The following is a 7476-nucleotide window of genomic DNA, read 5'->3' on the forward strand; positions in this document are numbered from 1 at the left end:
CCTTCGCCGGTGGTGATGTTCTTGGTCGGGAAGAAGGAGAAGCAGCCCACGCCCAGGCTTCCGGCCACGCGCCCCCGGCAGGTGCCGCCGATGGTCTCGGCGGAGTCCTCGATGATCGCCAGACCGTGGCGCCCGGCCACCTCGGCGATGGCGTCCATGTCGCAGGACAGGCCCGCGTAGTGGACCACCAGGACCGCCTCGGTGCGCGGGGTGATGGCCGCCTCGATGGCCTGGGCCGTGACGTTGCGCGTGGCGTGGTCGACATCCACGAACACCGGGGTGCAGCCCGTGGTGACCAGGGCGTTGGCCGAGGCCACGAAGGTGAAGCTCGGCAGGATCACCTCGCCGCCAAGGCCAAGCCCCTTGACGGCCAGCTCCAGGGCCGAGGTGCAGGAGTTCATGGTCACGGCGTGGCGCACGCCCAAAAAGGCGGCGAACAGCTCCTCGAAGCGCTTGTTCATGGGCCCGTGGGCCAGCCAGCCGGAGCGCAGCACCTCGGCCACGAGCTCCAGCTCCTCGGCCCCCAGGCTGGCGCGGCACAGGGGAACGGAAACGGACATGCTAGGCCTCCCTGCGGGCCAGTTCGGGATTGGCCCGGCGCACGAAGTCCACATATTCGGCCACGCCCCGGGCCAGGTCGTAGGCGGGCTCATAGCCCATCAGCCGCCGGGCCTTGTCGATGGACAGGGTGCCCCGCTTGGGCCGGAAGGCGTCGCGCGGGACGACCTCGTAGCGCAGGTCCGGGAAGAGATTCTTCAGCTCCAGGACGTAGTCCAGCAGGCGCTGGGCCTTGCCGGTGGTGATGTTGAAGGTCTGGTTGGCGCCGCCCGGATGCGTGGCGGCCAGGATGAAGCCGTTGGCGATGTCCTTGACGTAGGTGAAGTCGAGCTTCTCGTCCTCGCCGAAGACCTTGAGCACCTCGCCCCGCAGGGCCTTTTCCACATAGATCTGCGAGACGCGGCGGTTCATGTCCGTGGGGCCGTAGACCGCCGAGGGCCGCACGATGGCGTGCTCCAGGCCGTAGAAATTGGTCAGGCCCCGGGTCACGTTCTCGCCCGCGAGCTTCATGGTCCCGTAGGGCTCCTTGGGGTAGGTGGGGTGGCTGTCCTCTTCGGCGACATCGGCCTTGAAGTCGCCGTAGACCATGGAGGACGAGGCGTAGACGAAGCGCCTGAGGGCCTGCTTGCCCTGCTCGCGCGCCCAGGCCACGGCATGCAGCAGGTTCGAGGTGGACACCACCGTGCCCTCGCAGGCCTCCTCGGGGGTCAGGTTGTCCAGCTTGGCCAGGGGCAGCGCGGCCAGGTGGACGATGAACTCGGGGTCGTGGCGGTACACGATCTGCTGCGCGACACTGTAATTGCGCGTGTCGCCGCGCTCAAGGACGATGGAGCCCTCGATGCCGGTGAAGCGGTATTTGGTGTAGTCGTAATACTCCTCGCGCAGGGGACTGATGTAGCGGCCGAAGTGGTCCAGCAGGACCACCGTGTCCACGGTGCCCTCTTCGATCAGCTGCCGGGCGATGAAAGAGCCGATAAAGCCCATCCCACCGGTAATCAACGCTTTTTTCATGGAGTATATCCTTACATTTGAGGTTAGAGCTGCTTGTATTGCCCCTGAAACGCGATGTCAACCGCGGCCGGGATCCCGGCGGCGCAGGCGCAGGGCCCGTTCCACGGCCTCCTGCAGGGCCGCGGCCACCCGGGCCTCGTCCACCAGCTCCCGGGCCGCGCGGCCCATGCCCAGGCCGCAGCGCCGCGCGGCCTCGGGGTCGGCCAGAAGGGCCGCCAGCCGGTCGGCCAGGTCGGCCACGTCGCCGAAGCGCGCCCGCAGCGGCAGCGGGCTGCCGTCCAGCAGGCCGTAGGTATAGGCCTTGTCGTCCCAGGCCACGGCGGGACGGTCCATGAGCGCGGATTCCAGCAGGCCCTTGCCCCCCGTGAGGTGCGCGTGCACCGGGCAGAAGCGCGAAAGGGCCGCCAGGCGCGGCTGGTCCATCGCCCCGAGCAGCAGGATCCGCCCGGCCAGGGCCGGGTCCAGCCCGCGCAGCAGCTCCCCGGCGAACTCGCCGGGCCCAACCAGCAGCAGCCGCGCGCGCGGCTCCCGGCGCAGGACCAGCGGCAGCGCCGCCACCAGGGACTGGGGATATTTGCGCGCGTCCATGCGCCCGTAATAGAAGATCACCGGGTCGTCGCCCGCCCAGGCCGCCACCTCGGGCGGCACCGCGGCCTTGCCCGCCATGTCCGCGAAGCGGCACAGGTGGGGCACGACATGGACGCGCCCGCGGTCCAGGCCGAAGAAATCGGCGAAGACATCCACCGTCCCCGGGCGCAGGATGACGATGTCCGCCGCGCGCAGGATGAAGCGCTCCAGGCGGTCCACCGCGCGGCCCATGAGCGTCTTGGAGCGGCGCAGGTCGTCGTGGTTGCGGCCCGTGTAGCCGACGAAGGGGATGCCGCGCAGCCGGGCCGCCGCCAGGGCGGCCAGCTCCAGATCGCGCAAGGCGTTGGACTGGCTGACCACGGCGTCGATGGCGTGCTCGCGGCACAGGGCGTACAGCCGGGCCACCAGGGGGATCATGGCCACCGTGCGGCAGGCTCCGCGCAGGGGCCGCCCCGGAACGCGGCCGCAGGGCGTGGGCAGGCCCAGGCAGATGTTGCCCGCGGCCAGGTCCAGCCGCCCCGTGCTCCCCGGGGCGTGGTAGACCGAGACCACCCGGCCCGAATAGCCGGGCATGGAGCGGACCAGGGCCTCCCACTGCCGCCCCTGGGTCACGAGCACGTCCAGGGGCATGGCGTTGAGAAACAGCAGGTTGCGCGGGCGGCGGGGGGCGCTCATCGGGCCACCCCCTCCAGGGCCGCGAGCATGTCGGCCACGCGCCTGCGCCAGCTGTGGGCGGTCATGGCCACCTCGAAGGCCCGGTCCACGACCTTGCGCCGCGCGCCCTCGTCGGCCAGGTGGCGGCCCAGCACCTCGTCGAAGTCCGAAAGGTCGGGACGGAAGGTCACGAAACAATCCTCGGGGAAGATGCGCCCGTAGTTGGGCGAGCTTTCACACAGCACCAGCGCCCGGCTGGCCATGTTCTCGGCGATGCGGGGGCTGACCAGCCCGGCGGGCGACAGGGTGTTCAGGTAGACCCGCGAGCGGCGTTGCAGGTCGCGGTACTCCTCGTCGGGCAGGCGGCGGTAGCGCCCCAGGAGCATGGCCAGGCGCACCTGCCAGCGGCTGCGCGGAATGGCGTTCCAGCGCAGGGCATAGCGGGAGTAGGCCCGGCGCGGGGCAAGGGGAATGTCGCCCAGGCAGTGGAACAGGCGGCGCATGACGCGCACCCGCGTATCGGCCTGGCCGGAATGACGGCTCAGGTTCTGGAGCAGCCCGCAGAAGGCGAAGTCCACGTCCTTGGCCGGGGCCGGGCCCTGGCCGAAGAGCCGGTCGTTGAAGGCGAAGGGCCAGAACAAAAACGGCGTCCCCGTGCGCGCCGCGAAGGCGTCCGTGTCGTGGTGGTGGCTGAAGCCCAGGGCGAACCCCTGGCGCCCGATCCAGGCCAGCTTGTCGTCGAGGTTGGCGTATTCCTTGTTCAGGATCATCGCCTTGGGCAGGGGGCAGTCCTCCAGGCGCAGCCCCGGGAAGGGGTCCACCGCCGTGCCGGGGCTGTCCACGAGCCAGGCGTGGCCGACAAGGACCAGGTCCGCGCCGCCGACGCGCCGCAAGACGCGCTCCACGGGCTCGCGGGGGTCGAAGCCCGCGAAACCCGGGCCGTGGAAGACCACGTCCGCCTGGGCGGCCAGCTCCTCCATGACATCGCGCTGGTACATGGCCCCGGCATACGCCGCCATATTCTCGGAAAGATAGAGTATCCTCAAGCCGCCCCGCTCCCCGGGGCCGCCTGCGCCCCGGCCGCGTTCCTGTTGGCGCACAGGCAGAAGAACTCGTCGTAGCGCCGCTCGAAGCGCAGGATCTCAAGCCCCGCGCGCTCGAGCTCGGCGACGAGCTCCTCGCGCGTGTATTCGGTGAAATGGGTCTCGTCCAGCCGCCAGTCGGCGCCGATGTCCCGCTTGTAGAGCGTGAACCAGTCGCGCTCGATGGTCGGCACGCGCAGCAGCAGGTGGCGGGGGGCGCCGGGGCCCTTGAAGATGTACGCCAACAGCTCGTCGCGCCGCTCGATGTGCTCCAGGCAGTTGGAGAGCACCACGGCGTCGAACTCCGCGTAGTCCCCGAAGGCCGCGGCGTCGCACTGGCGGAACTGCGCCCCGGGGACGCCCTTGGCCAGGGCCTTCTCGATGCTGCGGGCGTGGATGTCGATGCCCACATAGCGGCGGCAGCGGGGCGCCAGGCGCACGGCCAGGTTGCCCACCCCGCAGCCCACGTCCACCACGCTCCAGGCCGGGTCGGCGTGGTCCACCAGCCAGCCGTGCGGGTCCATGAGCCTGATCTTGGGGTGGGCCCCGTCGGGCTCGATGGCCGAGGCCAGGATGCCGACCACGGACCGCGTCAGGTTGTTCAGGCGCAGGCAGCCCATAATCACCGCCCGGGCCACCCGGGGCCGCCTGCGCACGGCGTCGATCACCAATCCGGACATTTTTCCCATGACTTGCGCTCCCTCGTGAATCCGCCGCCCGGCCGGGCGGCCCCCGCTCAGCCCCGGCCCAGGTGCCGCGCGCACCACGCGTAGGTGGCGGCCAGGCCCCGGTCGATGTCCACCCGGGGCGCCCAGCCCAGCACGCGGGCGGCCTTGGACCAGTCCGCCGTGCGGTCCATGTCGCCCTCGGGGCGGGTGGCGTCGTACTGGATGGCGATGTCCCGGCCCGACAGGGCCACGACCTTCTCGGCGATCTCGCGGATGGACACCGACTCCGAGGGCCCGATCTGGATGGCGCCCTGGTTCATGCCCCGGTCGAGCACCGCCTCCAGGGCGTCGACAATGTCGTCCACATGCACGAAGGCGCGGCGCTGGTTGCCCGAGCCCCAGACCACGAAGGGCTCCGCGGGATGCAGGATGGCCTTGCGGCACAGGGCCGGGATGACCTGGGACTTCTCGGGGTCCAGCTCGCAGGGCGGGCCGTAGACGTTGTGCAGGCGCAGGATGCCCACCTCCAGCCGCCCCTCCTGCCCGGCCAGCTCGGCCTCGTACTCGCCCATGAGCTTGCTCCAGCCGTAGGCCGATTCCGGCTCGGCGGGGTACACGTCCTGCTCGCGGAACGGCGGGGGGTTCAGGTACGACTGCTTGCTCTTGGGGAAGGAGCAGGCCGTGCCCACATAGACGTAGCGCCCGACCTTGTTGGCCACGCAGGCGTCCAGGACGTTGGAGTTGATGAGCACGTTGGCCCGCCACAGGAAGAGCTGGTTGGCGAAGACGAAATTGATGCCGGCCACGATGTCGGCCAGGTGGAACACGGCGTCCATGCCGCGTGTGGCGCGCAGGCAGGCGTCGTGGTCGCGCAGGTCGACCTCGAACAGGCGCTCGGCGGGAACCAGCGGGCGGGCGTCCTCCCCGAGCAGGTATTCGCGTTTGCCGCGCCAGAAGTTGTCGGCCACGAACACCTCGTGGCCCTGCCCGGCCAGCCGCCGGACCAGGTTGGAGCCGATCATCCCGGCTCCGCCGGTGACGAGAATCTTCATCAGGACACGATCCCCTTTGCTTGCAGGATGGAATGGATATAGGCCCCCAGCCGGGCCGGGTAGCCGTCGCCGTGCGCCAGGCCGACCTCGTCCCGGGCCCCGGGGCCCAGGGCGCTGCCGCTCCAGTGCAGCATGGCGTCCAGGTAGGCCATGATCCCGGCGGCGTCGGGCTCCCGCTCCACGCAGGCCCGCAGCGCCCCGGGCAACTCCCCGGGGCCCAGGACCTTGTGTACCGGGGCGTCCGGGAAATCGAAAAACACCGCGCCCCCGCCGAAGGCCACCACATGCTTGCCGCGCACAAGGGCCTCCACCCCCGCCGACGAGCAGTTGAACAGCACCCCGGCCGCGCCGTCCACCAGGGCCCAGGTGTCGCCGCCGCCGCTGTGGTAGGCGAATCCGGGCAGGTCGCGGGCCATGCGGTACAGCCCGGCGCGCCCGGGGTCGGGGAAGGCCGTCAGGGGGTGGTCCTTGACCACCAGGCTGTGGCCGGGGGGCAGCGCCATCCAGGCGCTGCGCGCCAGGTGCTCCACGTCCTCCCAGAACGGCAGGGCATAATTGGTCAGCCAGTTGTGGGACTTGTTGAGCACCAGCAGGAAATACGGACCGGACACCGGGGCGTCGACGGCCCGCCCGTAGCGGCGGCGCAGCCCCGCCCGGGCCAGGCCCGCGCGGCAGTCGCGCAGCAGTTGGCGCAGGGAGACACCGGCGCGCGAACGCCCGGCCTTGGAGCGGAAGTGCTCCTTCTGGGCGCCGTCCTGGAAGGCCCGGTACCGGGCCACATAGCGCTCCACCTCGGCCCGGCGCCCGGGGGGCAGCCCCTGGGCCCTGGCCTCGGCATAGTGGCGGACGAACTCCCGGCCGGGGACGTGGAGCAGGTTGTCGTAGACCATGTCCCGGCCCTTGAGGGCCGTGGAATAGGCCATGAAAAAGGGCGTGCCGTGGTGCGCGGCGCAGCGTTCGAGGACCAGGGCGCCCAGGCAGCGGAAGGCCATTGAGTCGCCGAAATGGACGAAGCGGACGCCGCCGCCGCGCAGCAGGCGGTCGAACACCAGGGCCTTGGCCAGGACCACATCCGCCAGGGCCGCGCCCAGGGGCTCCACGGCGGCGTAGGCGTTCCAGGGCACGGGGTCCAGCCAGCGCCGCACGGCGGCCGCCGCGGCCCCGTCGCGCGCCAGCTCCTCGGCGCCCTCCAGGCTGTGCGTGACGCGGATGTCCCCGCGCGGCCCGAGCGCCTCGCGGAAGAGCTGCGCGTCCCGGGAGCTGTCCATGCAGGCTAGGGCCGGGTGCCCGGAGAGCCCGACAAAGGCTTCGAGCATCTCCCGGGCCTTGGCCAGGGCCCGGGCGCCTCCGCGCCTGGGGAAGTAGAACAGGTCCATGCTAGAGTCCGAACTCCCGGAACAGCAGCTCCAGGTTCATGAATTTCCAGATGAAATAGGAGTTGCCCAGGTCGACATCGCCCACCCACGCCTCGTACTCCCCGGCCAGCCTGGTCTTGTCGATATAGCCGCGGTCGTGCAGCAGGGAGTCGGCGATCATCGCGCGCACCCAGTCCGTAAGCTCGTACTTCAGCCACTCGCGCTGCGGGGTCGGCATGTAGCGCTTCACGGGCTCCTGGTAGCTGCGCGCGATGGGGTCGTCGAACCGCGCGGCCACCTGGCGCAGCAGGTGCTTGGTGTAGCCTTCGCGCAGCAGCAGCTCCTCGGGTACGGCGAACAGCCGCTCGAAGAGCACATGGTCCAGGAAGGGCACGCGGACCTCCACGGCGGAGGCCATCGCCATTTTGTCCTGGAACATGAGCAGCTTGGGTATCTTCATCTGGAAGAGGTCGGCGTACATGCGCCCACGGACCGGGGAGCCGAAGTC

The 7476-nt window shown here is 70.6% G+C and carries 8 protein-coding genes; all 8 read right to left on the reverse strand.

The window, feature by feature from the left end; all coding sequences use genetic code 11:
• Positions 1-560 (reverse strand): DegT/DnrJ/EryC1/StrS family aminotransferase (locus M0P34_RS11975; RefSeq protein WP_291499418.1); only part of this gene is annotated, 560 nt, incomplete at its 3' end.
• Position 561: 1 nt separating this feature from the next.
• Complete coding sequence (locus tag M0P34_RS11980) at positions 562-1569, reverse strand: NAD-dependent epimerase/dehydratase family protein (RefSeq protein ID WP_291499421.1); 1008 nt, start codon at positions 1567-1569, stop codon at positions 562-564.
• Between the two features lie 57 nt (positions 1570-1626).
• A complete protein-coding gene (locus M0P34_RS11985) occupies positions 1627-2832 on the reverse strand; it encodes a glycosyltransferase (protein ID WP_291499423.1) in 1206 nt (401 codons plus the stop codon).
• Positions 2829-3809: a glycosyltransferase gene (locus M0P34_RS11990; RefSeq protein WP_291499425.1), complete on the reverse strand. Its 981-nt coding sequence runs from the start codon at positions 3807-3809 to the stop codon at positions 2829-2831. The genes M0P34_RS11985 and M0P34_RS11990 overlap by 4 nt, the downstream gene beginning before the upstream one ends.
• Before the next feature lie 44 nt (positions 3810-3853).
• Entirely contained in the window at positions 3854-4573 is a 720-nt protein-coding gene (locus M0P34_RS11995; RefSeq protein ID WP_291499428.1) for a class I SAM-dependent methyltransferase, read from the reverse strand.
• A 56-nt stretch (positions 4574-4629) separates the two neighbouring features.
• A complete protein-coding gene (locus tag M0P34_RS12000; protein ID WP_291499430.1) occupies positions 4630-5613 on the reverse strand; it encodes an NAD-dependent epimerase/dehydratase family protein in 984 nt (327 codons plus the stop codon).
• Positions 5613-6989, reverse strand: a complete 1377-nt coding sequence (locus tag M0P34_RS12005; protein ID WP_291499431.1) for a hypothetical protein — start codon at positions 6987-6989, stop codon at positions 5613-5615. Before M0P34_RS12005 ends, M0P34_RS12000 begins: the two co-directional genes overlap by 1 nt.
• A gap of 1 nt (position 6990) precedes the next feature.
• The coding region (locus tag M0P34_RS12010; RefSeq protein ID WP_291499433.1) for an asparagine synthase-related protein at positions 6991-7476 on the reverse strand (486 nt) is incomplete at its 5' end.

The organism is Desulfocurvus sp. (assembly GCF_023230885.1).
In the GTDB taxonomy this organism is placed as follows: domain Bacteria; phylum Desulfobacterota; class Desulfovibrionia; order Desulfovibrionales; family Desulfovibrionaceae; genus Desulfocurvus.